22 protein-coding genes are annotated in these 24,888 nt (G+C 61.8%); 11 read left to right on the top strand and 11 right to left on the bottom strand.

The genetic code is table 11. The features are described 5' to 3' along the window. Positions 1 to 23 precede the first annotated feature (23 nt). Entirely contained in the window at positions 24 to 851 is an 828-nt protein-coding gene (gene otsB, locus IRY30_RS08695) for a trehalose-phosphatase (protein ID WP_228503337.1), read from the top strand. On the opposite strand, the gene IRY30_RS08700 is transcribed toward otsB, so the two are convergent. After that, positions 848 to 1,993 (bottom strand): LacI family DNA-binding transcriptional regulator, encoded by a 1,146-nt coding sequence (locus IRY30_RS08700; protein ID WP_194557042.1) that lies wholly within the window; start codon positions 1,991 to 1,993, stop codon positions 848 to 850. The two genes, otsB and IRY30_RS08700, sit on opposite strands and share 4 nt — an antisense overlap. Before the next feature lie 119 nt (positions 1,994 to 2,112). Here IRY30_RS08700 and IRY30_RS08705 point away from each other — a divergent pair, with 119 nt between their 5' ends. From IRY30_RS08705 to IRY30_RS08715, 3 genes are read left to right on the top strand one after another with little or no spacing between them, the layout of a single operon-like run. Beyond that, positions 2,113 to 3,105 (top strand): metal ABC transporter solute-binding protein, Zn/Mn family, encoded by a 993-nt coding sequence (locus IRY30_RS08705; protein WP_194557043.1) that lies wholly within the window; start codon positions 2,113 to 2,115, stop codon positions 3,103 to 3,105. A 27-nt stretch (positions 3,106 to 3,132) separates the two neighbouring features. Beyond that, positions 3,133 to 3,873 (top strand): metal ABC transporter ATP-binding protein, encoded by a 741-nt coding sequence (locus IRY30_RS08710; protein WP_228503340.1) that lies wholly within the window; start codon positions 3,133 to 3,135, stop codon positions 3,871 to 3,873. Beyond that, the gene (locus IRY30_RS08715; RefSeq protein ID WP_194557044.1) at positions 3,870 to 4,793 is read left to right on the top strand and encodes a metal ABC transporter permease; all 924 of its coding nucleotides are present in this window, start codon (positions 3,870 to 3,872) and stop codon (positions 4,791 to 4,793) included. Before IRY30_RS08710 ends, IRY30_RS08715 begins: the two co-directional genes overlap by 4 nt. 11 nt (positions 4,794 to 4,804) lie before the next feature. Here IRY30_RS08715 and IRY30_RS08720 read toward each other — a convergent pair whose 3' ends face one another. Beyond that, complete coding sequence (locus tag IRY30_RS08720; RefSeq protein WP_228503343.1) at positions 4,805 to 5,863, bottom strand: ABC transporter permease; 1,059 nt, start codon at positions 5,861 to 5,863, stop codon at positions 4,805 to 4,807. 162 nt (positions 5,864 to 6,025) lie between these two features. On the opposite strand from IRY30_RS08720, the gene IRY30_RS08725 reads away from it, so the two are divergent. After that, a complete protein-coding gene (locus IRY30_RS08725) occupies positions 6,026 to 6,592 on the top strand; it encodes a TetR/AcrR family transcriptional regulator (RefSeq protein WP_194557045.1) in 567 nt (188 codons plus the stop codon). 21 nt (positions 6,593 to 6,613) lie between these two features. Here the strand turns inward: IRY30_RS08725 and rlmB are convergent, their stop codons facing one another. Next, complete coding sequence (gene rlmB / locus IRY30_RS08730; RefSeq protein WP_194557046.1) at positions 6,614 to 7,597, bottom strand: 23S rRNA (guanosine(2251)-2'-O)-methyltransferase RlmB; 984 nt, start codon at positions 7,595 to 7,597, stop codon at positions 6,614 to 6,616. 71 nt (positions 7,598 to 7,668) lie between these two features. Between rlmB and IRY30_RS08735 the strand changes: the two genes are divergently transcribed. Then, on the top strand, positions 7,669 to 9,045 hold the full coding sequence (locus IRY30_RS08735; protein ID WP_194557047.1) for an MFS transporter: 1,377 nt from the start codon (positions 7,669 to 7,671) through the stop codon (positions 9,043 to 9,045). Here the strand turns inward: IRY30_RS08735 and cysS are convergent, their stop codons facing one another. The 4 genes from cysS to IRY30_RS08755 are packed head-to-tail and all read right to left on the bottom strand — an operon-like array spanning position 9,046 to position 12,420. Continuing rightward, complete coding sequence (gene cysS / locus IRY30_RS08740) at positions 9,046 to 10,506, bottom strand: cysteine--tRNA ligase (protein WP_309824402.1); 1,461 nt, start codon at positions 10,504 to 10,506, stop codon at positions 9,046 to 9,048. Between the two features lie 4 nt (positions 10,507 to 10,510). After that, positions 10,511 to 10,993 (bottom strand): 2-C-methyl-D-erythritol 2,4-cyclodiphosphate synthase, encoded by a 483-nt coding sequence (ispF, locus tag IRY30_RS08745; protein WP_194557048.1) that lies wholly within the window; start codon positions 10,991 to 10,993, stop codon positions 10,511 to 10,513. A 9-nt stretch (positions 10,994 to 11,002) separates the two neighbouring features. Beyond that, positions 11,003 to 11,818, bottom strand: a complete 816-nt coding sequence (locus tag IRY30_RS08750; protein WP_194557049.1) for an IspD/TarI family cytidylyltransferase — start codon at positions 11,816 to 11,818, stop codon at positions 11,003 to 11,005. 5 nt (positions 11,819 to 11,823) lie between these two features. Then, on the bottom strand, positions 11,824 to 12,420 hold the full coding sequence (locus IRY30_RS08755) for a CarD family transcriptional regulator (RefSeq protein WP_194557050.1): 597 nt from the start codon (positions 12,418 to 12,420) through the stop codon (positions 11,824 to 11,826). Positions 12,421 to 12,688: 268 nt separating this feature from the next. Between IRY30_RS08755 and IRY30_RS08760 the strand changes: the two genes are divergently transcribed. Both IRY30_RS08760 and radA read left to right on the top strand, forming a co-directional pair. Next, positions 12,689 to 13,285 carry a hypothetical protein gene (locus IRY30_RS08760; RefSeq protein ID WP_194557051.1) on the top strand — a complete coding sequence of 199 codons (597 nt, stop codon included), beginning with the start codon at positions 12,689 to 12,691 and terminating at the stop codon, positions 13,283 to 13,285. 83 nt (positions 13,286 to 13,368) lie between these two features. Beyond that, complete coding sequence (gene radA / locus IRY30_RS08765) at positions 13,369 to 14,829, top strand: DNA repair protein RadA (RefSeq protein ID WP_194557052.1); 1,461 nt, start codon at positions 13,369 to 13,371, stop codon at positions 14,827 to 14,829. Here radA and IRY30_RS08770 read toward each other — a convergent pair. Next, positions 14,826 to 15,521: a hypothetical protein gene (locus IRY30_RS08770; RefSeq protein WP_288814463.1), complete on the bottom strand. Its 696-nt coding sequence runs from the start codon at positions 15,519 to 15,521 to the stop codon at positions 14,826 to 14,828. The genes radA and IRY30_RS08770 overlap by 4 nt on opposite strands. 133 nt (positions 15,522 to 15,654) lie before the next feature. Then, the gene (locus IRY30_RS08775) at positions 15,655 to 16,335 is read right to left on the bottom strand and encodes a carbonic anhydrase (protein WP_194557054.1); all 681 of its coding nucleotides are present in this window, start codon (positions 16,333 to 16,335) and stop codon (positions 15,655 to 15,657) included. Positions 16,336 to 16,386: 51 nt separating this feature from the next. Here IRY30_RS08775 and IRY30_RS08780 point away from each other — a divergent pair, with 51 nt between their 5' ends. The 3 genes from IRY30_RS08780 (at position 16,387) to IRY30_RS08790 (ending at position 20,591) form a co-directional block, all read left to right on the top strand. Continuing rightward, positions 16,387 to 17,394, top strand: coding sequence for an A/G-specific adenine glycosylase (locus IRY30_RS08780; protein WP_194557055.1), 1,008 nt, complete (start codon positions 16,387 to 16,389; stop codon positions 17,392 to 17,394). A gap of 138 nt (positions 17,395 to 17,532) precedes the next feature. Continuing rightward, the gene (gene brnQ / locus IRY30_RS08785; protein WP_194557056.1) at positions 17,533 to 18,960 is read left to right on the top strand and encodes a branched-chain amino acid transport system II carrier protein; all 1,428 of its coding nucleotides are present in this window, start codon (positions 17,533 to 17,535) and stop codon (positions 18,958 to 18,960) included. Positions 18,961 to 19,052: 92 nt separating this feature from the next. Beyond that, entirely contained in the window at positions 19,053 to 20,591 is a 1,539-nt protein-coding gene (locus IRY30_RS08790) for a lipase family protein (protein ID WP_194557057.1), read from the top strand. On the opposite strand, the gene IRY30_RS08795 is transcribed toward IRY30_RS08790, so the two are convergent. After that, entirely contained in the window at positions 20,585 to 22,021 is a 1,437-nt protein-coding gene (locus tag IRY30_RS08795) for a PepSY-associated TM helix domain-containing protein (protein ID WP_309824392.1), read from the bottom strand. The genes IRY30_RS08790 and IRY30_RS08795 overlap by 7 nt on opposite strands. Before the next feature lie 172 nt (positions 22,022 to 22,193). Further along, positions 22,194 to 24,872: an ATP-dependent Clp protease ATP-binding subunit gene (locus tag IRY30_RS08800; protein ID WP_194557246.1), complete on the bottom strand. Its 2,679-nt coding sequence runs from the start codon at positions 24,870 to 24,872 to the stop codon at positions 22,194 to 22,196. Positions 24,873 to 24,888: the final 16 nt, after the last annotated feature.

The following is a 24,888-nucleotide window of genomic DNA, read 5'->3' on the forward strand; positions in this document are numbered from 1 at the left end:
TCTTCACACATTAAGGAAGCCCCTTGCGCGCACTCTCCCCCGCGGACATTGCCTACCTGGCGAATGTGCCGAACCTGCTGGTTGCCATGGATTTTGACGGCACTCTGGCTCATTTTTCCACAGATCCCTATCAATGCCGTGCGGTTGAAGGATCATTCGACGCCCTCCATTCCCTTTCCGCCATCAACAACACTTCAGTGATGGTGATTTCCGGGCGGAACGTGGAGCTCCTCTCTGCTGTCACGGAGATTGATCCTGCGCATGCCGCCAAGGCAGCCACTGGCGGCGATGGAATCATCCGCTTGGTGGGTAGCCACGGTGCGGAACCTGCGGATCAGCCAATGGTGAACCTCAGCGACCCGCAGCGGGAACTGCTGGGGCAACTCGCGCACTTCGCCGAAACTCAGGCGCAGCGGGAACCGGGGATCTGGGTGGAGCGCAAGCCATTTTCCGTGGGGTTGCATACGCGCGCGGCCAAGGATCGCTCGATCGCCCTGGATGCAGCAGAAGAATACCGGGCTTTCGCGCAGGATTGTGAGGGCGCAAAGGTGACCATGGGCAAGGACATCGTGGAGGTCGCGGTGGTCTCCATGACCAAGGGCAAGTATCTCTCCACCTTCCTGGAACGCGCGGTTCCAGCGATGGACGCGGTTGTTTTCGCTGGCGATGACACCACCGATGAGACAGTGATGAGCATGCTCCGCCCGGGCCAGGATATTGGCATCAAGGTGGGCGAAGGGGAATCTGCCGCCATCCGCCGGGTAGAGACACCGGAGGACATCCGGGATTTCCTGGTCCAACTAGCCACCGCCCGCCAAGAATGGGCAGCCACGCGAACTGGGAACAACTAAAACGGGAGATTTCCCTGACGAGGTGGACCGACAGATTCTCCCTGCACCACGCTGGTTTCCAGCAACACCCTGCGAGCACTCTGCGTGCGCGCGCCCTTGAGCGATTTCGCTGTCTGCGCCTGCTGAGATTCCTCGATGAGCTGAGCCAACATATCCCCGCTCTCCTGCCCCTTGCGCCGGGACGGCTGCCGCACGGTGGTGATGCCCCGGCTGACCGCCTGGGGAATGCCATCGAATCCGGTGATGGAAAGATCCCGGGGAAACTCGCCACCCCGCTGAGTCAGTACGTCTGCCACCGCGATGGCCATGGAATCCACCGTGCACACCACGGCCGTGATGTCTGGATGTGTGCTCAGTAGTTCCTCGGCCGCGCTGCGGGAAGTGTTCTCATTGTTGATGTGTCGCTCAATGATTGGCACGCTCTCGGGAGAAATACCTGCGGATTCCAATACTTCGAGAGCCCCGGTAATGCGCGATCGCTGCACATGCATCTGCGCGGTGCGGAGCCTTTCCGCCGAAACCGGACCGTTGTTCGGGGTGCGATCCAGACGGATGCACAGGATCCCCACCTTGGTGTGACCCACGTCCACCAGTTGCTGAACCACGGGTTTGATCGAGGTGACGTCGTCAATACCCACAAAGTTCGTGGCCGAATCATCTGCGGGCTGGTCGCAAATCACCGTGGGGAGATTGCGGTGGATCACGGTCTGGAGGAAGGGATCATCCCGGGCCACCGAATAAACGATGAACCCATCCACGCTGGCTTGGTTGATGAGTTCGGCGGCGTGATTGGCGGCCGGATCTGGGTCGACGCCAGCAGGTACCAACAACATGGAGGCATTCATCTTGCTGCATGCCTGGGATACGCCGGACATGAATTCAAGTGAGGCTTGGTCTTCGAAGGCGTAGGTGAGTTCCTCCGTGAGCAACACCCCGATGGCACCCGCCCGGCGCGTGCGGAGAGAACGTGCGGTGGGATCCGGACCAGGGTAACCGAGCGCCCGGGCGGTGGAGAGAATCTTTTCCCGCAGCTGTGGGGAGAGCTGGTCCGGCTTGTTATAAGCATTGGACACGGTGGTGCGAGAAACCCCCAGCTCGGCAGCGATGGAGGCCAGCGTTCCTCTACGGGCGGGGTGGTTCATGCTGTTCAGTCTATGGTCTGGGGTGGCAGGCGGGTTGAGTATTGGGGGGTTGCGCGGGGTGGCTAGCCCGGCGAGATCTCTAATTGACAACGGTTGTCAGATTCCATAATGTGATTTTCATGAAACGCGCGCTCTTCTCTTTGGTTGGCATCACTACATTGGCACTGGGGCTTTCGGCATGCGCGGAAGGCGGCTCCAACAGCAAGCCCGCGGACACCAATTCCATCACCGTGGTCACCTCCACCTCCATCTACGGGGACTTGGTGGAGGCTCTGGCCAAAGAGAACGCGGACGTGAACGTGGTTCCCATCCTGGATTCCACCAGCGATGATCCGCACGAGTACGAAGCCACCGCCAGGGACGTGGCCCAGATCCGCAAGGCAGATCTCGCGGTGGCCAATGGCGGGGGTTATGACAACTGGCTGACCGACCATGTCACCGAAGGCACTCCCCTGTTGACCGCTGCCGAGCTGGCCGAGGGGCACTCGCATGCGCACGGGGAGGATGGGCATGGCGAGGATGCGCATGAGGAAACCGGGGATGCTCAGCCAGAACAGAGCGGTTCCGAACAGAAAGGCTCCGACCACAAGGGCCACAACCACGGTGTGGCCTTCAAAGAAGACCCGCACGTCTGGCTAGACATGCATTCCATCGATGAGCTCGCGGAGAAGATCGCCGCCGAGCTGCACAAGCTGGATGGAAGCATCCCGGATGATGCAAAGGCTGTCACCGAGCGGACTGCCAAGTTCTCCGACCGGGTGAGCAAGCTGGACGCGATGAACAACCTCATTACCGAACCCGTGGCCTCGCATTTGCTGGAGGGTAGCAAGTTGCACGATGTCACCCCCTCCGGATTCGCCACCGCAGTAGCCAAGGAGGCCGAGCCTTCCGCCGCGGATATCGCCGCAGCTCAGCAAGCGATCAACGATGGGAAAGTGGACGTGCTCATTACTAACGAGCAGTCCCAGACTCCCGCCTCCCAGGAGCTCATGAGCGCCGCCAAGGACAAGAAGATCCCCGTGGTGAACATCAACGAGACACCCGACGCCGACAGCGACTATTTCCAGTACGTCGATAGCATCCTCAAAGATCTCGAATCCGCCAGCAAGTAGCGCACGATCAGACACACCAAGGCTCACATGATGGCACTCTCTCCAACCCGCTCAGCCGCGCCCTCCCCCGCGTTGGAATTTGTTAACGCAGCCGTGGATCCCCTGTGGCGCGGCCTCAACCTCGAGGTCGCGCCGGGCGAATTCCTCGCCGTCCTCGGTTCCAATGGCGTGGGTAAATCCACGTTGCTCAACGCTGCACTGGGAACCCGCTCGCTGACCCACGGAAGCGTGCGCGTCAATGGACCCATCGGCTTCATCCCGCAGCAGCGGATGTTCGATCCCGACACCCCGCTGCGCGCCAAGGATCTGGTGAGCTTGGCCATCGCCCACGGGGTGTTCAAGAACCGCACTCCGCGGGCCCACCAAGTGGCCGATGCCCTCGAACAAGTGGGCGCCACGGGATTGGCAAACCTGCGCGTGGGCGAGCTCTCCGGCGGGCAACAGCAGCTGATTAGGCAGGCGCAGGCCCTGGCCAACAACCCTCAACTATTGCTCTGCGATGAGCCATTGCTGTCCATGGACCTGCGGGCACAACAGGCGACGGTGGAATTGCTGGATCGGCGGCGTCGAGAAGAAAACACGGCCGTGGTGTTTGTGACTCACGGGATCAATCCGATTCTGGAGGTCACGGATCGGGTGCTGTACATCACGCCACACGGGCACGTGATCGGGCCGGTGGAGGAGATCATGACCTCGGAAACGCTCTCTGAGCTGTACCACACCGATGTGCGCGTGTTGCAGGTGGACGGAAAGTTGGTGGTGGTGTGAGCGAGTTTCATACGGGCGAGTGGTGGGCGGATACCGTCTCGCTGCTGGGCGTGGATTTCGTGCAGAACGCGATTGTGGCCGCACTGCTGCTGGGCATCGTGTCTGGCGCGGTGGCGCCGCTGATCGTGATGCGGAAGATGAGTTTCATGGCTCACTCCACTGGTGAGCTGGCACTGATGGGAGCCTCGGCAGCACTGCTGTTTGGTTTTGGGGTGAGCTGGGGCGCGGTGCTGGGTGCCGTGCTGGCTGCGTTGCTGCTAACCGCGCTGGGGAGGCGGGAGCAGGATTCCATCGTGGCGGTGATCCTCAGCTTCGGCATGGGGCTTTCCGTGCTGTTCATATACCTCTACCCGGGTAGGTCCACTGAGGCATTTAGCCTGCTCACCGGGCAGATCGTGGGGGTCTCCAACAACTCCCTGGGATGGCTGGCCGGGCTCACTGTTGTGGTGGTGGGTTTGATGTTCCTGCTGTGGCGGCCACTGCTGTTCGCCACGGTGGATCCCATCGTGGCGGCTGCGTCCGGGTTGAAGGTGCGCACGCTTTCCCTGATCTTCGCGGGCATCATCGGGTTGGTGGCCAGCCAGGGCGTGCAGATTGTGGGCGCTCTGCTGTTGATTGCCCTGCTGATCACACCGGGTGCCGCGGCAGTGAAAATCACCGCCAACCCGGTGCTGGCGGTGATTCTTTCCGGACTATTTTCCGTGACCGCGGCGGTGGGCGGATTGCTCGCCTCGCTTGCCCCGGGGCTGCCGGTCAGTGTGTTCGTGACCAGCATTTCTTTTGTCATTTACCTGCTGTGCCGTGGTGTGGCTTGGCTTCGTGGACGACGCCTCCATGCAGATGAGGTACGAGCCCGGGAGTTTGCCACTGCGGGTCACCATCACGTGGATCCCAACGAGTCAGCTCCCGCGCACCACTGACACTTCTTTGGCTACTTCGCCCGCTTGCGGGAACGCGCAGAAGACAGCGCCACGAAGAGGCAGCCAACCAGCATCCACGCCAGCAACACGATCACGGAGTGCGTGATTCCCGCGCCATTGAAATAGGCCACGGAGCGCACGGCATTGCCGGCTGCACCGATGGGTAGGAACTGGCCGATGTGACCCCAAGGGGAAGGTAGCCACTGCCAGCCGGTACCGATACCGGAGAGCGGGTTGGAGATGAAGATGGTGACCAACGCGCCCACTCCGAGACCTGGGGCGCCCAGCAGAGACTCGAGCCCCAACACGAACATGGACGTTCCCGCGATACCCAGGCCCAGCACTGCGGCGAGCTCAAAATAGTTGCCATCGATGTTGCCGAAGCCGAACTGCATGATCGCAGCGACCACGAAGCCCGCCACGGTAGAGAAGGCCAGGGAGCCCACGATCTTGCCCCAGCGACGGCCCTTCAGGCCAAACGTCAACATGGCTGCGGAAGCCATGCCACCGAAGGCCAGGGGCATAGCCAGGACAGAGATTCCCGAAGCGTTGGGATCATCCGGGGTGGTCGGAGCCAATTCCTCGATGGTCACATGTTGCCCGGACTTCTCCATGCCCTGTGCCATCTGCGTGAGCATCTGCTTGTAGGGGGTTCCCGCACCCGCTGCGGTGAACACGTGGAGGCCATCCTTTTCTACGGCCATGCCGCCGATGGCTTCGCGGTTCTGGATGGCTTCCTTGGCTGCATCCGGTGATTCATAGGTGGTCACGTCGAACGCGCCGGGTTGCTTTTGCTCCAGGCCCTCCAGCATCGGCTTGACTGCGGCTTCCGGTCCGGCGACCGCGAAGGGCAGATCCTTGGGGCCGGAGTTCATCACGGGAGCCAGGAAGCTGAGCAGCATGAGGGTGATCACTGCGGTGAGGGCGAGAACCACGCCGATGATGCGGCCGTTTGATGCGCGCTCTGGAGTCTGTTCTGTTGCGCGCTCTGTTGCGCCGCTTTCAGACACGGGTACCGATGCGGATGTGTTTTCCGCGGTGGTTGCGGAGTTTGGGATTGAGTCGTTCATGGGGTCCCCATTGCTTTCTTGAATCTTGCTTGACGCTCTAAGCGGAACACTTCGTTCCATTCAACAAACGGATCATAATGCTCCGTTTCGATTTGGCGCAACCCCAGCAGGCAGCTAAAGTTCGAAATACCCCCTTGAACACCCGTGGAGAGGATCCGCACCGTGCGCGCAGATGCCAAATTGAACCGCCAGGCAATCCTCGATGCCGCCCGCGAGCAATTTTCCCTCCACGGCTCCGAAGTCTCCATGCGCACGATTGCCTCGGAGGCTCAGGTGGGAATCGGCACGCTCTACCGGCATTTCCCCACCAAAGATGACCTCACCATCGGCATCTTCGAGGATCTTTCCGAGAAGGTCCACGAGATCCTCCTTGCTCACCAGCACCCGTGGGAGACCCAGGAGGAAGCGGAAGAGCAGTGGATAGATTTCTTCCAACGCCTAGCTGAGCTCAAGATCGGCGCGTTCGGCCCCCAGCTCTTCACGCGTCTCTCCACCCTGAGCAAATTCATGGAGGAACTGCAGACCCGCTCGCAGGAGTTCGCTACCGCCATGGAAGAGGTACTTAACCAGGCCAAGCACTGGGGATTACTGCGGCAGGAAGTGACCCCTTTTCAGTTCCACCTCGGACTATCCAGCATCACCCGGCCACTGCCGGAAATGGCAAGAAACAAGGCCCCCGACCTGGAAAATTACCTGCTCGATACGTACTTGCGCGGCCTGCGCCCCTAACGCAGACCGCCGCAATGACTCCTACTTTTTGGAGTCCTTAATTCGACGCTGACGCGCGAACTCGCTCAGCACCACACCCGCAGCTACGGATGCGTTGAGGGATTCCACCTTGCCACCCATAGGAATGCTCAGGATGGTGTCACAAGTCTCGCGCACCAAACGGGACAAGCCCTTGCCCTCGGAACCCACAACCACGACAACCGGAGTGGTGCCATCGTAGGTATCCAGCGTGTGATCGCCTCCGGCATCCAAGCCGATGACCTGGTAACCGGCCTGCTGCAGCTGCTTGAGCGCGCGCACCATGTTGGTGGCCTTGGCCACGGGAAGGCGCGCAGCCGTACCCGCTGAGGTACGCCACGCCACGGCCGTCACGGATGCCGAACGACGCTCCGGGATGATCACGCCGTGGCCACCGAAAGCCGCCACGGAACGAATGACCGCACCCAGGTTACGGGGGTCCGTGATGTTATCCAGAGCCACGATCAGCCCCGGCTTCACATCTGCCTGCACCCGCTCAATAACGTCCTCTACCTGGTGGTACTGGTAAGGAGGAATCTGCAGGCCGATGCCCTGGTGCATGCCATTGCCGGTCATGCGATCCAGCTCCTGGCGGGACACTTCCAGCACCGCAATGCCGCGATCCGCACACGTGTGCACGGCCTCGGCCAATCGCTCATCGCTCTTGGTGCCCTCAGCCACGTACAGCGCGGTGGCTGGCACATGCGCGTGCAGGCACTCGATCACCGGGTTACGGCCGACAACCAGCTCCACCTGCTCGTCCATACCGTGACGCTGGCGGATCGCCGCGCGGTTATCGTGCGCACCGGAGGCCCGACGCTCCTGCTGCTTCTTGCGCTTATACGCGGCGTGATACGTCCGATCCTCTGCCTTCGGAATGTCCTTCTTACCCGCGAGCCCACGTCGGCGCTGCCCCCCGGATCCCTTTTCGGATCCCTTCCGCTCAGTTTTGCGGATGGCGCCCTTACGTTGTGAATTGCCAGCCATACTTCTCCCTCATAGATTTTATCTCCCGTTAGTCTAACCCCCACCTGCACAAAAGAGTATTATCCTTCTCCATGACTGCAGCAGGCCCCAGCCAGACCCCCTCTTCTTTTTCCGACGCCAACCCAGCGCTTTCCCGCACCGAGCGACTCGATTCCCTGCCCGTGACCCGCAAGCACGCGCGCATCGTGGGTGTCTCTGGCCTGGGATGGGCGATGGATGCGATGGACGTGGGACTGATCTCCTTCGTCATGGCGGCACTTGCTGTGCAATGGTCCCTCACTCCCACCCAGACCAGCTGGTTGGGCTCAATCGGCTTCGTGGGCATGGCCCTGGGCGCCACCTTGGGCGGTCTCTTGGCTGACAAGTTTGGCCGACGCCAAGTCTTCGCCGCTACCCTGCTTATCTACGGCATCGCCACCGGAGCCTCCGCCTTGGCCGGCAGCTTGGCCGTGCTCATGGCTCTGCGCTTCCTGGTGGGTCTGGGCCTGGGCGCGGAATTGCCCGTAGCCTCCACGCTGATCTCAGAGTTCTCCCCGCGCAAGGTGCGCGGACGCATGGTGGTGCTGCTGGAGGCATTCTGGGCTGTGGGCTGGATCCTCGCCGCTGTGATCGGCACTTTTGTGGTGAGCGGTTCCACCGATGGCTGGCGCTGGGCTCTTGCGCTGGGCTGTATCCCCGCGCTGTACTCGGTGGTGGTTCGCCGAGGCATGCCGGAATCCGTGCGCTTCCTGGAAACCAAGGGAAAGCACGATGAGGCAGAAGCAGTTGTGCGCTCCTTTGAGGAGTCTAAAGCGCTGGCGTCGAAGAAGATTGCGAACTTCGAAGAAACGGTGGTGGAGCACGATTCCGCCGTGGAAAATGCGGACGGGATCTGGGACAAACTGCTGGCCAAGCGCACCGCGGCCCTGTGGCTGGTGTGGTTCTGCATCAATTTCAGTTACTACGGCGCGTTCATCTGGATCCCTTCACTGCTGCACGCGCAGGGATTCACGCTGGTGAAGTCCTTTACGTTCACGCTGATCATCACGCTGGCGCAGCTGCCGGGTTATGCGGTGAGCGCGTATCTGATCGAGCGTTGGGGACGGCGCGCCACGTTGGCTGCGTTCCTGCTGGGTAGCGCGTTTTCCGCTGGGGCTTACGGCCTGGCCAGCACGGAATGGCAGATCATCGTGGCGGGTTGCTTCCTGAGCTTCTTCAACCTTGGCGCGTGGGGTGCGCTGTACGCGATCGGGCCGGAGCTCTACCCCACTCGCCTGCGCGGCACGGGCACGGGCAGCGCTGCGGGATTCGGGCGCATCGCCTCTATCCTCGCGCCGCTTTCCGTGCCGGTGATCATCGGATTCGGCGGACAGGGAATGCTCTTCGGGGTATTCGGCATCGCCTTTGCTGTGGCTGCAGCAGCGGCCTTCACCTTGCCGGAACAACGCGGCAAGGTGCTGGCTGAATAATTAGCCCTTCAGCGACCACTTCGCGCCGTCGGCGGTATCGGTGATCTCCACGCCGGCGGCAGCCAGGCGGTCGCGGACTTCATCAGCCACGGCCCAATCCTTGCCCGCACGCGCGGTTGAGCGGCGTTCCAGCTCCGCCTGAACCAGCACGTCCAGTGCGCTCATCGCGGAGTCTGAACCGCCGCGGGTGGTCAAGGTGGATTCCAGCCACGCATCGCTGAGCGGATCCACGCCCAACACGGCGGTCATGGCACGAACCTCGCTGGCGATGCGGATGGTTTCCACCTTGGCTTCCGCATCCCCAGCTTCGGCCTTCTCCAGCGCCTTGTTTCCGCGGCGGATGGCATCGTGAATGATGGCCAGCGCCTGCGGAACTGCCAGGTCCTCGTTCATCTTCTCGGCGAATTCCGGCAGAACCTCTCCGACAGGAACGGCAATGTCAGGGGTGGCGCCGGAAATCAACGAGGAAGCCCGCAAAACGAACTTCTCGATGCGACGGTAACCCGCTGCGGCCTCGGTCAACGCGGCCTCGGAATACTCCAGCATGCTGCGGTAATGCGCGCTGCCGAGGTAGTAGCGCAGCTCCACGGGGCGGACCAGCTTCAGCACGTTCGGGATGCTCAGCACGTTGCCCAAGGACTTGGACATCTTCTCGCCGGACATGGTTACCCAGCCGTTGTGCATCCAGTAGTTGGCGAAGGAATCACCAGCGGCGTGGGCCTGGGCGGCCTCGTTCTCGTGGTGCGGGAACTGCAGGTCAAGGCCGCCGCAGTGGATATCGAACTCGCTGCCGAGGTAGGTGGTGGCCATCGCGGAGCACTCGATGTGCCAACCGGGGCGTCCCCTGCCCCACGGGGTTTCCCACGCAGGTTCGCCGGGCTTGGCTGCCTTCCACATGGTGAAATCGCGCGGATCTTCTTTACCCTGACCAGCGGATTCACCCTGGTCCATCTCCTCGAGCTTCTGCCCGGAGAGGAAACCGTAGTTCTCGATGGCGGCGGTACGGGCGTACACGTTGCCCTCGGAGGCGTAGCCCAGGCCGTTATCGATGATGCGCTGCATGTACTCGATCATCTGCGGGATATGCCCGGTGGCGCGGGGCTCGATGGACGGCGGAGTCACGCCCAGCTGCTCATAAGCCCAGTTAAACGCGCGCTCATGCGTGGCGGCCCACTCCCACCACGGGCGGCCATGCTCCGCGGCCTTGGTGAGGATCTTGTCATCAATATCCGTCACGTTGCGCACGAAGGCCACGTCCAGGCCTTGAGCCGTCAGCCAGTTGCGCAGGATGTCAAAGGCCACGCCGGAACGGACGTGCCCGATGTGCGGGATGGACTGCACGGTAGCTCCACAGAGGTACACGCTGGCGTGTCCCGGCCGAATCGGCTCGAAATCGCGGAGGGTGCGGGTGGCGGTATCGTAAATTCGCAAAGTTCCAGTGTTAATTACGGAATTAGTCACGTAACTAGTCTAGTTCAGGCGCAAATACCAGCGCCGTTGCCACTGCCGCCACGCCTTCCCCGCGCCCGGTGAAGCCCAGGTGATCGGTGGTGGTGGCGGAAACTCGCACGGGTGCGCCGATGATCTCGCCCATCACCTGCTGCGCTTCCTCGCGTCGCGGACCCATCTTCGGCCGGTTGCCGATCATCTGCACTGCCGCATTGCCGATGCGGAAACCCTTGGATTCCAGCAGCTCGCGACACTCTTTGAGCAGCTGTGCGCCAGAAACCCCGTCGTATTCCGCGCGCCCCACGCCCACGAACGAACCCAGATCCCCCAGCCCGGAAGCGCTGAGCAGCGCGTCCACCACGGCATGCGCCACCACATCGCCATCCGAGTGCCCCTCGCACCCATCCTGATCCTCAAACAGCAGGCAGGCCATCCAGCAGAGCTTGCCCTTTTCCACCTGGTGGGCATCGGTGGCGATTCCTACGAGCGGCATGTGCATGACGTGTTCCTATTCCTCTTCTGTCTGCTCATCCAGCAGCATCTGCGCGATGCGATAATCCAGCGCGGTGGTGATCTTCATGGCCAGCAGGTCACCCTCCACCGCAGTGACCCGTTTGCCCGCCAATTCCATCAGGGAGGCATCGTCCGTTGCTGCTTGCAGGGGTTGGGTGCCACCCATTCTCGACGCATGCGCCGAGCTAATTTCCACCGTCCGCAGGTATTGCTGGTTTGCCTCGATCAGCTCACCCAGCGCGAATACCTGTGGGGTTTGGGCGGCGCGCAGGTGTTCGCGGGCCGGGGTTTGCTCCAGCAGGATTTCTCCATCAGCTGGTCCAGATGTGGCCTGCTCCACCACCTTGATGGTGTCCACCACCGGCACCACGGGAATGGAACCCGAATACAGGGAGTGCGTGATTCCATGACGGGCGCTATCCACCACGCGGCGAATCATGGAAGGCGGGGTAAGGCAGCGGGCGGCGTCGTGCACAGCAACCACCGCGTCCTCTGGGACCTGGCGGTTTATGAGCTCCTCGAGCCCGGCGAACACAGAATCCATGCGCTCTCCGCCGCCTAACGCCACGCTCACGCCCATTCCGGCCCACGCCGCGCGGTTGGCTTCGGCGTTAATGAGGTCTTCGGCTTCTTCGCGCATTTCCGCGCTGACCAGCACGATTGTGTGGCTGATGGCTTCGGAGGCGGCGAGCCCATCGAGGGCTCTTTCCAGCAGCGTGCGACCTCCGAGTTCCACGAAGGCCTTGGGTTTAGCAAACCCCAAGCGAGTGCCACTGCCGGCGGCTGCCAGCAGTGCATAAGCCTGATCCACTGGTTTTAGTCTTCGTCTTCGCCCAGCGCTTCATCGAGGTCGATGGGGCCGGACTTGGCCTCTTCCTCGACTTCAATTCCCGCGGCGCGGGCTGCCTCTGCGGCTTCGCGGTGACGCTTGATGGTTTCCTGCATGCGGTTCAGGATGTCATCGGTCTTGGCATCATCCACGCCCTCTGCCAGGGCGAGCTCGCCCACCAGGATCTGGCGCGCCTTGGCCAGCATGCGCTTTTCACCGGCGGAAAGGCCGCGATCTTGATCTCGACGCCACAGGTCGCGGACAACCTCGGCAACCTTGTTCACGTCACCGGAAGTGAGGCGCTCCTGGTTGGCCTTGTAACGACGAGACCAGTTGCCTGCCTCTTCCACGTCAGTTTCGCGGAGCACGGAGAACACTTTGCGCAGGCCTTCTTCGCCCACCACATCGCGCACACCGACCTTTTCGGCATTGGAAGCGGGAACCATGACGGAAAGATCGCCCTGGTTGATGCGCAAAACCAGGTAATCGACCTTCTCGCCCTTGAATTCGCGCTGCTCAATACCCTCAATGACTGCGGCACCGTGATGGGGGTAGACCACAGTATCTCCGACCTTAAAATCCATCAGTGTCTTAGCCTGCCCTTCGGGTGAGTTTTGTTGAGTCTCTGACTTGCTGAGAAGCCCAATTAATACCGCATAATTCTACCTCAAGTGCGGTTCCTCAGGTGCGGGCGGGTAGAGCCGAGCGCGAGCCGGAGCGGAAAATCCCTCGCGTTCATTAGACCCCCTCCCCACGGATGGGCAACCTTAATATGTAATCGAGACACGCACGGACTAGGCTGTCAGGAAAGAAGATTTTAGCCTTTTGACGCCTCAGATGGAGGACCACATCGTGAAGTCCCAGAAGACGATTGCCGTGCGCAGTGCGCTGGCCATGGTTGCTGCCGGATCCGCCCTTGCATTGACCGCTTGTGGTGCAGGCCAGATTAGCCAGACCGCAAACCAGACTGCCGCGGTAAACGGCGCAAACGCCGAGGTGGAAAACGTTCAGGTGCGCGATGCCACCATCGTCATCGGCAAAGACGGCAACTCCTACCTGAAGTTCACCGCAGCCAACACCGAAGAGCGCGGCGAGGATTTGAACTTGCGCTCCGTCACCGTTGACGGCAAGGAAGTTGAGCTCGGCGGCGAAGCTACCGCGAAGGCTGGCTGCAACCTGGTGGCCTCCACTCCTGACGAGGTCAAGGAATTGGAGAAGGGCACCAAGAACCTGTGCACCACCTACATCTCCCCCAAGCTCACCAGCACCGAGGGCATCTACGCAGGCGGCGCACAGCCAGCGAAGTTCAACTTCAGCATCGGCACCGCAGAAGCTAGCCTTCCCGTGGCAGCCGAGCACACCCAGGCTGGCGAGGCTTACCGCAACCCAGCCAACGATGTGGTGAACAGCGAAGAGTTCCACGAGGAAGAGTCCCACGGCGGGCACTAATCCCCACACTCTTTTAGAACCCCTGTTCGATTAAATAGGGGGCGGCCACTCCGGTTGTCCGGGGTGGCTTTTACTATGTCTCCATGGCCACGAAAACCTCCAAACATAGCGTCTTTGTCTGCAGCTCCTGCGAGCATCAGATTTCCAAGTGGATGGGACGCTGCCCCTCCTGCGGTGAATGGGGAACCCTGCAGGAGAAGTCTGGCCTGCGGGAAAGCGTCGGTCGTTCCGGTGGGAGCGGTTCTAAATCACGCAATTCCCTCGGTTCACGTGGTCTGGTGGCGGGAAGTGGCGGCGCTCAACCCATCACGGAGATCAGTGCGGAGCTGGCGAAACACATCCCCTCGGGGATCTCGGAGCTGGATCGCGTGCTGGGCGGTGGGGTTGTCCCCGGAAGTGCCATCCTGCTGGCGGGTGAGCCCGGAGTGGGCAAGTCCACGCTCCTGCTGGAGGTAGCGGCCAGCTGGGCCCGGATGGAACGTAGCGCTCTGATCATCACCGCGGAGGAATCCGTGGGCCAGGTCAGGCAGCGCGCGGAGCGCACGGGGGCTCTGCTGGATCGGCTATTTTTGGCGTCGGAAAATGACCTGGCCACGGCTATCGATATCGTGGAAAACATCAAGCCTGACCTGCTGATCATCGATTCCTTGCAAACCATGACCGCCAGCGATGTGGAAGGCGTGGCCGGCGGGGTGGCGCACACCAAGGCCGTGGCGGCCACGCTGACTTCCCTGGCCAAGATCACGGGCATTCCCATCGTGATCGTGGGACACGTGACCAAGGAGGGCACGGTGGCGGGGCCGCGCACCATCGAGCACCTGGTGGATGTGGTGCTGAACTTCGAGGGCGATAAGCACAGCTCTCTGCGCTTCTTGCGCGGCATCAAGAACCGCTTCGGTGCCACTGATGAGGTGGGGTGCTTCGAGCAGAACGCACACGGGATCGCCGAAGTGGCGGATCCATCTGGGCTTTTCATCCATCACCGCACGGAATCCGTGGTCGGCACGGCAGTGACCGTGGCCATGGATGGGCGGCGCGCGCTGCTGGGGGAAATTCAGACCCTGGCTATTCCCGTGGAGATGAATTTTCCCAAGCGCTATGTCACAGGCATTGAGGCTTCTCGGCTCTCCATGGTGCTCGCGGTGCTGGCTCGGCGGGCTGGTCACAACCTCACGCGCAAGGAGGTCTATGGCGCGACCGTGGGTGGGATGAAGATCAACGAGCCTGCAGCGGATCTTGCGCTGGCCCTATCCCTGGCCTCCACTGCCACCGATACTCCCCTGCCGCATGGCCTGGTGATCGTGGGCGAGGTGGGATTGGGTGGCGAGGTGCGCAGTGTCCCCCAGATCACGCAACGGCTCAATGAGGCAGAGCGCCTGGGCTTTCACACCGCTATCGTGCCGGCCGGCTCGAAGAGCTCAAATGGTGCGGGCAGTGCGGCTGGCGCCAACGGGGCCGCGGAGGCAGGAAAGGGCCGGAAGAACGGGATGCAGGTAATCGAGGTGCGCAACCTCAGCCAGGCGCTTGCCCAAGCTTTTCGCTAGCTCAGGTTGAAGGTGGCTGGCTCAGAGACGTTATCGCCGAGGTGCGCGTACAACAGGTATGCGCCCGCGTCCACTGGCTGGCGGTTATCGCACTGGTCCGGAGCGGAGGTGGTGCGTGACCATGCCTTCAGCTCGTAGTTGACCTTCTCGCCAGCGGGAATCGTGACGTCACCCGAAACATCCGAGCTATTGCAGTCCAGGTCAGCCCACACCCGCTCGTATCCGCCCAAGGTGAACACCTCGAACTTCAGCGGAGAATCCCCGGCATCAATCACGCATTCTTTCTTCGTGGGATTAGAAATCTCGGCGAAGAAGTTTGGCTGCTTGCCATCGGCGAAAGTGGTGGCACCCGGCTTAGCGGTAATGTCCAGGTCTCCCAGCTCACAGGAGTTCTTGGCGGATGCCTCAGCCGAAGCGGACTCAGAAGTGGACGTGGCGGATTCCTTGGCGGACGTGGTCTCCGATTCGCTCTCCTTGGCATTAGGAGGCTCATTCGGAGAGGTCATATCCGGGGTGGTGGAGGTGACAGCCTGCTCCGTGGCGGCAGCATTTTCCGCATCATCAGAGCCGGTCAGGGAACTAATCAGCCACCACAACAGCAGCACAACCAGAAGCAGCGCCACGGCCGCAGCAACGCGTCGGCGCACATAGACTTCCTTGGGCAAAGGCTTAACTCGGTTATCCGCACTCACAGCAGCTGACATTACCGGCCAAGACCGGCAGCAACGTGTAACAACACAGAGTCACCCTGCGGCAAAAGTTTTACCCTTCAACCTGCCCCAAGGCCACGCACAAACCCCGGCGAGAGCAGCGTGTGAAGAAGGCTTAGGCCTGCACGGTCTCCGCGCCGATATCCAATCCATAACCCACCAATGGCTCTGCCAAACCATCGGAGAGACGGTAGCGCAAACCAACCACGGCACACCGGCCATCTTGCAGCCGCTCGCGGATCTCCGGAGAGCGATCCACGATGTGGTTCGCGATCTCCTTGACGTGGTTCCGCTCGAAATTCTCAATCCCGGTCAGCCCCTCCGCGCGAGCGCTCAGCAAGCTCGGGGTGACTTTCTCCACCAGAACGCGCTGGAATCCGCTGGGCATTTCCCCCTTCTCCAGGGCGCGCTCCGCGGCGGCAACCGCGCCACACTTCTCATGGCCCAGAACCACCACCAGCGGCACGCCCAGAGCATCCACCGCAAACTCCAGCGAAGCCAGCACCGAAAGATCCGTGATCTCACCCGCGGTGCGGATCACGAACACATCCCCCAACCCCTGGTCAAAAACGATCTCCACTGGAACGCGGGAATCGCTGCAGGCCAGTACCACCGCGTGAGGGTTTTGCCCGTGCTCGCCCAACCCGCGGCGTTCCTGATCCTGGCGAGGGTGATCCGCCTGCTGGCCGATGAACCGCTGATTACCCTCGCGCATGCGCTCCCACGCTTCCTGCGGGGTCACCGCTGAAGTGTTTTCGGGAGTCTCATTTCCAATTTCACTTGTCATGCTTTCCATAGTGCCCTGTGAACTACCCAGATTTCCAAACCATCAGGCACAATGTCCCCGATGAACACTCCCCACCAGCCACCCGTGGAACCCGCAGTGGAACCCACTGTTCTCACCGAGAAGCTGAACACCTGGTTTGGCGTGCACGGCCGCGATCTCCTGTGGCGCCACCCCGATACCAGCGCTTGGGGAGTTCTGGTCAGCGAAGTGATGGCCCAGCAAACCCCTGTTCGCCGGGTGGAACCGCTGTGGCAGGCATGGATGCAGCGGTGGCCAGACCCAGCAGCTCTCGCCTCAGCTCCCACGGCAGAGGTGCTGCGCGCATGGGCTAATTTGGGATATCCCCGGCGCGCGCTGCGGCTGCAGGAATGCGCGCGTGCTTGCGTCGAAAAACATCAGGGCGAGGTGCCCACCACGATCAGCGAGCTGGAAGCCCTCCCCGGAGTGGGCAGCTACACGGCGCGGGCGGTGGCAGCCTTTGCGCTGGGGCAGGCCGTGCCGGTGGTGGACACCAACGTGCGCCGCGTGTACCGACGCGTGGTGGATGGCGAGTTCCTGCAAGGGCCGGCACGTTCTCGTGACCTGCGGGATGTGGCCACGTTGTTGCCATATGTGGATCCGGATCCTTCCCTTTCCCGACGCCAACCCGGAGCCTCCCAGCCTATCCCCCAGCCTTCTGGCAATCCCGCGCACAGGGACGCCGCGAACCTGATGTGTGCCTCGCTGATGGAGTTGGGCGCGCTGGTGTGTACCGCCAAGAATCCCAGCTGCGAGCAATGCCCCATCTCTGAGCACTGCCGATGGGTGGCCTTGGGAAAGCCGCTGCCCACGCAGGAAGCGCAGGACGAGGCGAAGCGAAGGGTGCAGAAGTTCGCGGGGACGGATAGGCAGGTGCGCGGCAAGATCATGGCTGCGGTGCGCGGGGCTGATGTGGTGAGCAAGGCGGATGTCACACAGCTCTGGGCGGACCAGGTGCAGCTGGAGCGGTGCCTGGAATCTCTGGTGGCTGATGGCTTGGTAGTCGTGGAAGTAGCAGCGGGTAATATAACTATCCGCTTACCCCACTAATTGCCTGGACTTTTTGCGTATTTTTCAGCTCGCCCGGCAATGGGGAACCACGGGCATTTTTTTGCCTTTTCTTTGCCTTTTCTCTGCCGTTTCTAGACCATTCAAAACTCGTCAAACCTAATCAAGGAGCAATCACCCATGGCCAGCAGCCCTGCTACCGGCAGTAGCGCCACCAGCGAAAACGGGGCATCCCGGGGAAGCAACCGGGCAACCGTGGCGGCCATCGGCCTGATGCTTTTCTCCATGTTCTTCGGCGCGGGCAACCTGATCTTCCCGCCTATCCTGGGAGTAGAATCTGGGGAGCACTTCACCCCGGCGATCATCGGCTTTCTCCTCACCGCTGTGGCTCTACCTGCATTGACGGTGATCGCCGTGGCCATTTCCGGTTCGGGAGTCAAGGATTTGGCCTCGCGCGCGGGAGTGGTGTTTGGCCTGGTGTTCTCCGTGGTGGCATATCTGTCCATCGGCAGCTTCTATGCGCTCCCGCGCGCGGCGGCCATCGGCTATGAGTTGGGCATTGAGACCACGCTCAACCTCTCCGGAAGCTGGTGGCGCTTGCTGTTCACCAGCCTGTTCTTCGCGGTGACCTTTGCCATCGTGTTGGTGCCGGGCAAGGTGGCGGACACCCTGGGCAAGGTTTTGACACCGGTTCTGCTGATCCTGTTGGCAGTGCTGGCTGTGGTGACCATCTCTACGTTGGATAACCCACCTGCCCCGGCTACCCCGGAGTACGAGAACAACGCGCTGGTCAGCGGCGCTTTGCAGGGCTATTTCACCATGGATTCCATCGCTGCCCTGGCCTTTGCCATCATCGTGGTTTCCACCTTTGGCTCCAAGGGCATCACCGAGCACCGCACCGTGGTGAAGTTGACTGCAATCTCCGCGGGAATCGCAGCGGTATTCCTCCTGTTTGTCTACGTGGCGCTGGGCGTGATGGGCACGCGGATGCCGGACAAGGGTAGCTACTCCGATGGTGCCGAACTGCTCTCCACCGCCTCCGAGCTTTCCCTCGGAACCGCAGGCAGCGTGGTCTTCTCCGGCGTGGTGCTGCTGGCTTGCTTGACCACCGCGGTGGGTCTGATTGCCGCCTCCGCGGCGTTCTTCAATGAGCTGGTTCCGCGGGTGGCTTATCGCACCTGGGCAATCATCTTCACGCTGATCGGATTGGTGATTGCCAACCTAGGCCTGGAGCGCATCCTCAGCATTTCTGGCCCCGTCATCGGCTTGATCTACCCTCCGGCCATCGCGCTGATCGCCATCACCGTGAGCCACCTGTTGATGCCAAAGCTCCGCCTCCCGTACACCTACCGCACCGCTGTATACACCGCTTTGGTGTTCTCCACGGTGGACTTCTTCCAGAAGCTGGGTTGGGAATGGCCCGCGCTGAGCAACCTGCTCAGCCACATCCCCCTGTTCAATGAGGGGCTGGGCTGGCTGATCCCCACGGTGATCACTTCCCTAATCGCCGTGGCCGTTGACTTAACCCGTGGGCGCAAGCGGCGCGAGCCTCTGGTCTCCGGGGAAATCGATGAATCCCTGCACTCGGAAGTCTCCGCGAGCTCTTAAGTTTTCCCACCTGATGCGCCTATTCAGGGGTAAACCAGCAGTAGTTTTTGGTTTGGGGATAATTTCCCTCCCACAACTTTATGCTGAGCCACATGACGTCTCCGGAACCTCGCTCTGCCCGCCGCGTGCCCCAGCACCGGATTGCCGCATTACTCGCATCCACCACGCTCAGCGTGACCAGTATTCTCGCTTCCGCCGGCCTGGCCAGCGCGCAAGATTCCCCACTCTACGATGGCGCGGAGCAGGCCAATGAGGCCAGCATCGAGGCCTCCACCGAGGGCTCCGCTCCCGGTAGCGCCTCCGGCGTGGTTCCCGGTTCCGTGGATCTGAACCAGGATGACTTCTACTCATCTATTCCCAAGAATGTGGAAGGCAAGCCAGGCCAGATCCTCAAGACCGCTCCTTCCAACTTCGCGCTCGGCATCCCGCTGGTGGACTGGACAGGTTCCAGCGCCACTCGAGTTGCCTACGTGTCCACCGATGATGCTGGCAAGTCCATCCCCGTCACGGGTACTGTGTTGACCCCAACTGCTCCCTGGAAGGGCAAGGGTCCGCGCCCACTGCTGACCATCGCTCCGGGTACTCAAGGCTCCGGCGATGCCTGCGCCCCAGGAAAGCTCATGCCCTACGGCGTGGAGTACGAGGCACTCCCAGTGGCAGCGGCACTCGCCCGCGGATGGAACGTGGCGCTCACCGACCTGCATGGTCTGGGAACTGCACCTCAGCACAGCTACATGAACCGCACGCTGCAGGGCAATGCCACGCTGGACATGGCGCGCGCAGCCAATAACCTGCACCTGCCGGAAATCACTGCAGAAACCCCCGTGGCCACCTTCGGTTACTCCCAGGGTGGCGGCGCCTCCGCGGCTGCGCTGGAACTGCAGCCCACCTATGCTCCGGATGTGAATCTGGTGACCGGTTACGCGGGTGGCATCCCCGCTGATCTCCATTCCGTGGCCAGGCAGGTGGACAAGGCCATGCTCACCGGCGTGCTGGGCTACACGGTCAATGGCTTCCTGGAAACTAACCCGGAGATCGCTCCCATCGTGGAGAGCAAGCTCAATCCAAAGGGCCAGGAACTGCTGGCTAAGACCAAGGATGAGTGCATTCCCCAGTCCCTGGCCAACCACGCGTTCGTGGACACCCGCACCCTGACCAAGGATGGAAAGGCCCTGTGGGAGATCCTTCAGGAGGAGCCACTGAAGTCGCTGGTTGATCGCCAGCAGATCGGCAACCTGGCTCCCAAGGTGCCGGTTTACGTGGGCCACGGCACCAACGATGACAGCATCCCCGTGGAACAGTCCCGCGTCATGGCACACAAGTGGTGTGAGGCCGGTACCAAGGTGAACTACCAAGAGCACAACATTCCTATGGGCCCGCCGCTGACCAACCACGTCTTCCCCATGCTCACGCACCTCAACCCCGCGATTGTGTGGCTGGAGCAGGTCATCAATGGGGAAAATTTCCCCACCACTCCTTGTGGGGAAATCCCCAATGAGCTGGACGTGATGCCCACCGGTTCAGAAGCCGCTGGCAGCACGGCCGGTAGCGCCGAGGGAATGGCAGAAACCGTAGTCGATGGCGTCCCCGGTTCCCTGGGATCCGTCACTGGCTCTCACCAGCCTTACTGAGCCCTGGCCCGCGCGGCCAGCACCCGATCCACCAGGATCATGGCCGCCAGCGAGATCCCGAACAGCGGCAGGAATAGTCCCACCGTGAGCAGGAATCCCAGCACGATCACCCACTCCCCGGGGCGCAGCGTCCGGCTGGATCCGGGCAGCCCGGCCACTCCCGCGCGGGTTGGCCTGCGCTTCCACCACGCGATATAACCCAGCACCACCAGCGCGGCGATCCCCAGCCCGGTGGCACACAGCACCAGCTGCAGTGGCAGCCCAAACATGATGCCCATGTGCAGGTAGATTCCCCAGCTGGTCAGCTTGCTGAACAACGGCAACTCCGCGAATGGCAGGCGATCCACCACCGCCCCGGTTTCCCCGTTCACGCTCACCGCGTCCGAAGTGATCCGCCACGGCACCCAGCGTTCACTGGCCTGCCACGCATGGTCACCATCCTCCGGCGGGTACAAACGCACTGGTCCGGTGAGCCCCTCAGCCCGCGCGGCATCCAGCACCCGCTGCGCCTGCGAAGAGATCTCCTCCCCGCGCAGCGATTCCCCTCCTGGCATGGATCCACCGTGTTGGCTGTGGTCTTCCCCTTTTTCCGACGTCACCTGTGCCCCGCCCAGCGAAGTCTCAATTTTCCTGGGCTCACCCTGCAGGGCGCTCACCGTGCTGCTCACATTCGCACCAGCGAAAGTGGACCAGGTGATGCCAGTGGCAGAGAGCCCCAGCATGGCCACCAGCAACCAGGTGCCCAGCACTCCATGCGTGTTGACGTGCCAATTCCGGTTCTTGGATCCGCTCAACTTTTCCGCGGAATTGTCCTTTTCAGTCCGGCGACGGGAAAGCAGTTTGCGCCAACCTTGGCGTCGCCACCAAAGAAACAGTCCACCGAGTACCACGAACCAGAGCCAAGAAGCGGCGAGTTCCGAATACATTTCGCCGGGTGCGCCGAGCATGAGGCTTTCGTGGAGAGAGGAGATGACGCGGCGCAGGGGAAGCTCGCCGAGGCCGGAATAGCTCGGTTCGCTGCCGATCACTTCACCGTCGCCGGGATCCACGAAGACGCTGCGCAGGCGCTCTTCACCCAGGCTTTCATCCACGAGAAGCACGCGGGTGGAATCTTCGGGTTTGGTGGCGGGCCAAACCTGCGCCACGGTCATCTCTGGTTGGGAGGCAAGCGCGTTGTCCACCTGTTGCTGCAGGGGAACGGATTGCTCGGCCGGTTGCACCTTGAGGATGTCCCCGTAGACCAGGTTCTCCATGCTCGGTGCCAGGGCGTAGGCCGCGCCGCTGAGCGCCGCCACCAGGATGAACGGGCCGATGAACATCCCGGCATAGAAGTGCAGTCGGCGGATCAGGGCCTTTAGCCCATTTGATTTCGGACGTGGATTTTCGGCGGGCAAAGCCATGGGCTCTGCTACATCATGTTTGATACTCACGAGAAAATAGTCGTGTATTCAGGGCGAAGAGTTCCCGGGCCTGACCCGGAAAACCACTGATCCCCCACCCGCTAGAACCGAGGCGCACCATGATGCTGGCGCGGGGTTCTGCTGGTGGGGGATGGATCACCGATCCCGCATTAGCTGCGGAAATCAGTGCGGTGGATTCGCGTTATTCCACGCTGCTGGTGGACTCATCCGAGTCGCGCTCAGCGGCGGAATCGGGGGTGAAATCATCGCTTTCCGGAACAGTGGTTTCCGCGGCGTTTTCTACCGCGTGCTGAGCTTCCTCTGCACGGGTGTCCTCCGCAGGCTCCACGGAAGGCAGGGGCTTGACCTTGGTGCCGAAGACAAACTTGGCTTCTGCATCCTTGGTCTCGCCGTCCCAGTTCTCCACGTCCACGGTGACGATCTCTCCCGCGCCGATCTCACCGAACAGGATCTTCTCAGACAGGTTGTCCTCGATCTCCCGCTGGATGGTGCGGCGCAGCGGACGTGCACCCAATACTGGGTCGAATCCGCGCTTGGCCAGCAAGCTCTTGGCCTTCTCGGAGACCTCCAGGCCCATGTCCTTGGCAGCCAGGGAGGTGACCACGCGCTGCAGCAGCAGGTCCACCATGGTGACGATCTGCTCGCGAGTGAGCTGGTGGAAGACCACCACGTCATCAATACGGTTCAGGAACTCTGGTCGGAAGTGCTTCTTCAGCTCATCCTGCACCTTGAGCTTCATGCGCTCGTACTGCGTGTCCTCCCCGTTGGTTCCGGAGCTGGAGAAGCCCATGCCCACGGCCTTGGAGATGTCCGAGGTGCCCAGGTTGGAGGTGAAGATCAATACGGTGTTCTTGAAGTCCACTTCGCGTCCCTGGCCATCGGTCAGGCGACCTTCTTCCAGGACCTGCAGCAAGGTGTTGTAGATCTCCTTGTGGGCCTTCTCGATCTCGTCGAACAGCACCACGGAGAACGGCTTGCGGCGCACCTTTTCGGTGAGCTGGCCGCCCTCGTCGTGGCCGACGTATCCCGGAGGGGCACCGAACAGGCGGGATGCGGTGAAGCGATCGTGGAACTCGCCCATGTCGATCTGGATCAGCGCATCGTCCTCGCCGAAGAGGAACTCGGCAAGAGCCTTGGACAGCTCGGTCTTACCCACACCGGATGGACCGGCGAAGATGAAGGAGCCGGAAGGACGCTTTGGATCCTTCAGACCCGCGCGGGTGCGGCGGATGGCGCGAGAGACAGCCTTGACTGCATCGTCCTGGCCGATGATCCGCTTGTGCAGCTCATCTTCCATGCGCAGCAGGCGTGCGGATTCTTCCTCGGTGAGGCGGAACACGGGGATACCGGTCCAGTTGCCCAGCACCTCGGCGATCTGCTCTTCGCCCACCTCGGCTACGTCATCCAGCTCGCCTGCACGCCATGCCTTTTCCTTCTCGGCACGCTCTTCGGTGAGCTTGCGCTCGTCCTCGCGCAGGGCTGCTGCCTTTTCGAAGTCCTGCTCATCAATGGCAGTTTCCTTCTGGCGGCGAACCTCGGTGATCTTGTCATCCACATCCTGGACGGACTTTGGTGCAGTCATCCGCTTGATGCGGATGCGTGCGCCGGCCTCATCGATGAGGTCCACTGCCTTATCAGGCAAGAAGCGGTCATTGATGTAGCGATCCGCCAGCTTGGCGGCAGCTTCCAAAGCGCCATCCGTGATGGACACGCGGTGGTGAGCCTCGTAGCGATCGCGCAGACCCTTGAGGATCTCCACGGTCAGCTTCACGGAAGGTTCTGGAACCTTCACAGGCTGGAAACGACGCTCCAGCGCCGCATCCTTTTCGATGTGCTTGCGGTACTCATCCAGCGTGGTGGCGCCGATGGTCTGCAGCTCACCGCGGGCCAGCTTTGGCTTCAGGATCGACGCCGCGTCGATCGCGCCCTCAGCGGCACCCGCACCGACCAGCGTGTGAATCTCGTCGATGAACAGGATGATGTCGCCGCGCTGGTTGATCTCCTTGAGAACCTTCTTCAGGCGCTCTTCGAAGTCACCGCGGTAGCGGGAGCCTGCCACCAGTGAACCCAGATCCAGTGAGTAGACCTGCTTGTCCTTGAGCGTCTCGGGCACGTGGCCGTTGACGATGTCCAGGGCCAGGCCTTCCACCACTGCGGTCTTACCCACACCGGGTTCACCGATGAGCACTGGGTTGTTCTTGGTGCGGCGGGAGAGCACCTGCATCACGCGCTCAATTTCGGTGTCTCGACCCACCACTGGGTCCAGCTTGCCGTCCTTGGCTGCCTGGGTGAGGTTGCGACCGAACTGATCCAGCACCAGAGAGTTGGACTTCTGTCCCATCTTGGAGGCGGCTGGCTCAGAGCTGGAGGCACCCACTCCGGCGGTAGCTGGCTCTTCGCCGGAATCTTCGCCATCGTTGCCCTCGTAGCCGCTGAGCAGCTGGATAACCTGCTGGCGCACGCGGGAGAGGTCTGCTCCGAGCTTGACCAGCACCTGTGCGGCCACGCCTTCACCCTCGCGAATCAGGCCGAGCAGAATGTGCTCGGTGCCGATGTACTTGTGGCCCAGCTGCAGGGCTTCGCGCAGCGCGAGCTCCAGCACCTTCTTGGCGCGTGGGGTGAAGGGGATGTAGCCACTTGGTGGGTGACCGCCGGAGCCGATGATCTCCTTGACCTCAGTGCGCACCGCGTCCAGAGAAATGCCCATGGATTCCAGGGCCTTGGCTGCGACACCTTCGCCCTCTTGGATGAGGCCGAGCAAGATGTGCTCCGTGCCGATGTAATTGTGGTTTAGGGCGCGAGCTTCTTCCTGTGCCAGGACAACTACACGCCGTGCACGATCGGTAAACCTCTCGAACATGGTGTTCTCCCTCTTC

The organism is Corynebacterium suicordis DSM 45110 (genome assembly GCF_015351405.1).
GTDB classification, from domain to species: Bacteria; Actinomycetota; Actinomycetes; order Mycobacteriales; family Mycobacteriaceae; genus Corynebacterium; species Corynebacterium suicordis.

Excerpts from the sequence above, each read along its gene's own strand:
- IRY30_RS08710 (WP_228503340.1), top strand. The coding sequence starts at position 3,133 with ATGATGGCACTCTCTCCAACCCGCTCAGCCGCGCCCTCCCCCGCGTTG.
- ispF (WP_194557048.1), bottom strand. The coding sequence starts at position 10,993 with ATGCACATGCCGCTCGTAGGAATCGCCACCGATGCCCACCAGGTGGAA.
- IRY30_RS08790 (WP_194557057.1), top strand. The coding sequence starts at position 19,053 with ATGACGTCTCCGGAACCTCGCTCTGCCCGCCGCGTGCCCCAGCACCGG.
- rlmB (WP_194557046.1), bottom strand. The coding sequence starts at position 7,597 with ATGGCTGGCAATTCACAACGTAAGGGCGCCATCCGCAAAACTGAGCGG.
- radA (WP_194557052.1), top strand. The coding sequence starts at position 13,369 with ATGGCCACGAAAACCTCCAAACATAGCGTCTTTGTCTGCAGCTCCTGC.
- IRY30_RS08755 (WP_194557050.1), bottom strand. The coding sequence starts at position 12,420 with ATGGATTTTAAGGTCGGAGATACTGTGGTCTACCCCCATCACGGTGCC.
- IRY30_RS08705 (WP_194557043.1), top strand. The coding sequence starts at position 2,113 with ATGAAACGCGCGCTCTTCTCTTTGGTTGGCATCACTACATTGGCACTG.
- IRY30_RS08735 (WP_194557047.1), top strand. The coding sequence starts at position 7,669 with ATGACTGCAGCAGGCCCCAGCCAGACCCCCTCTTCTTTTTCCGACGCC.
- brnQ (WP_194557056.1), top strand. The coding sequence starts at position 17,533 with ATGGCCAGCAGCCCTGCTACCGGCAGTAGCGCCACCAGCGAAAACGGG.
- IRY30_RS08700 (WP_194557042.1), bottom strand. The coding sequence starts at position 1,993 with ATGAACCACCCCGCCCGTAGAGGAACGCTGGCCTCCATCGCTGCCGAG.
- IRY30_RS08720 (WP_228503343.1), bottom strand. The coding sequence starts at position 5,863 with ATGAACGACTCAATCCCAAACTCCGCAACCACCGCGGAAAACACATCC.
- IRY30_RS08800 (WP_194557246.1), bottom strand. The coding sequence starts at position 24,872 with ATGTTCGAGAGGTTTACCGATCGTGCACGGCGTGTAGTTGTCCTGGCA.
- IRY30_RS08780 (WP_194557055.1), top strand. The coding sequence starts at position 16,387 with ATGAACACTCCCCACCAGCCACCCGTGGAACCCGCAGTGGAACCCACT.
- IRY30_RS08775 (WP_194557054.1), bottom strand. The coding sequence starts at position 16,335 with ATGGAAAGCATGACAAGTGAAATTGGAAATGAGACTCCCGAAAACACT.